This window comes from Escherichia sp. XD33, from assembly GCF_019375075.1.
GTDB classification, from domain to species: Bacteria; Pseudomonadota; Gammaproteobacteria; order Enterobacterales; family Enterobacteriaceae; genus Enterobacter; species Enterobacter flexneri_A.
Map to the genome: position 1 here is coordinate 1 of NZ_JAENDM010000164.1, position 1,700 is coordinate 1,700.

The 1,700-nt window shown below is 61.1% G+C and carries 1 protein-coding gene; it reads left to right on the plus strand.

Translation table 11 applies throughout. From position 1 onward, the window contains the following. On the plus strand, positions 1-1,700 hold a 1,700-nt coding region (locus K0778_RS28740), incomplete at both ends, for a conjugative transfer relaxase/helicase TraI domain-containing protein (protein ID WP_153520333.1).

Below are 1,700 nucleotides of genomic sequence, written 5' to 3' on the forward strand. Positions count from 1 at the left end.
GCCCTGATTGCGGCCGGTGGTGGTCGTGCCGTGGCCAGCGGTGACACGGACCAGCTGCAGGCCATCGCGCCCGGTCAGCCTTTCCGTCTCCAGCAGACGCGCAGTGCTGCCGATGTGGCCATCATGAAGGAGATTGTGCGTCAGACGCCGGAACTGCGGGAGGCGGTATACAGCCTGATTAACCGGGATGTGGAAAGGGCACTGTCCGGGCTTGAGAGTGTGAAACCGTCTCAGGTGCCACGTCAGGAGGGCGCATGGGCACCGGAGCACTCCGTGACGGAGTTCAGTCACAGCCAGGAAGCAAAACTGGCAGAAGCGCAGCAGAAGGCGATGCTGAAAGGCGAGGCTTTCCCGGATGTCCCCATGACACTGTATGAAGCCATTGTCCGCGACTATACCGGCAGGACACCGGAAGCACGGGAGCAGACGCTGATTGTCACGCACCTGAATGAGGACCGGCGCGTGCTGAACAGCATGATTCATGATGCACGGGAAAAGGCCGGTGAGCTGGGAAAAGAGCAGGTCATGGTGCCTGTCCTGAACACAGCGAATATACGTGACGGAGAACTGCGTCGTCTTTCCACCTGGGAGACACATCGGGACGCACTTGCCCTGGTGGATAATGTGTATCACCGGATTGCCGGTATCAGCAGGGATGACGGGCTGATAACCCTGCAGGATGCGGAAGGTAACACGCGGCTGATTTCGCCCCGGGAGGCGGTGGCTGAAGGTGTCACACTGTACACCCCGGACAAAATCCGGGTGGGGACCGGTGACCGGATGCGCTTCACGAAGAGTGACCGGGAGCGTGGTTATGTGGCCAACAGCGTCTGGACGGTGACAGCGGTATCCGGTGACAGTGTCACGCTGTCGGACGGACAGCAGACCCGGGTGATTCGCCCCGCCCAGGAGCAGGCAGAGCAACATATTGACCTGGCCTATGCCATCACCGCCCACGGTGCGCAGGGTGCGAGTGAAACCTTTGCCATTGCGCTTGAAGGCACGGAAGGTAACCGGAAACTGATGGCCGGCTTTGAGTCAGCCTACGTGGCCCTGTCGCGTATGAAGCAGCATGTGCAGGTGTACACCGATAACCGTCAGGGCTGGACGGATGCCATTAACAATGCCGTACAGAAAGGAACTGCCCACGATGTGCTGGAGCCGAAACCGGACCGGGAGGTCATGAATGCAGAGCGGCTGTTTAGTACGGCGCGGGAGCTGCGGGACGTGGCGGCAGGGCGTGCCGTTCTTCGTCAGGCGGGGCTTGCCGGGGGAGACAGTCCTGCACGGTTTATTGCACCGGGGCGTAAATATCCACAGCCGTATGTGGCACTGCCGGCGTTTGACCGTAACGGCAAATCAGCCGGTATCTGGCTGAACCCGCTGACCTCGGATGATGGAAACGGGCTGCGGGGATTCAGTGGTGAAGGCCGTGTGAAAGGCAGCGGGGATGCGCAGTTCGTGGCCCTGCAGGGCAGCCGTAACGGAGAAAGCCTGCTGGCTGATAATATGCAGGATGGTGTCCGGATTGCCCGTGATAATCCTGACAGTGGTGTGGTGGTAAGAATCGCCGGTGAAGGCCGTCCGTGGAATCCCGGTGCCATCACCGGTGGCCGCGTGTGGGGGGATATCCCGGACAACAGCGTCCAGCCGGGAGCCGGAAATGGCGAGCCGGTCACGGCAGAGGTACTGGCACAGCG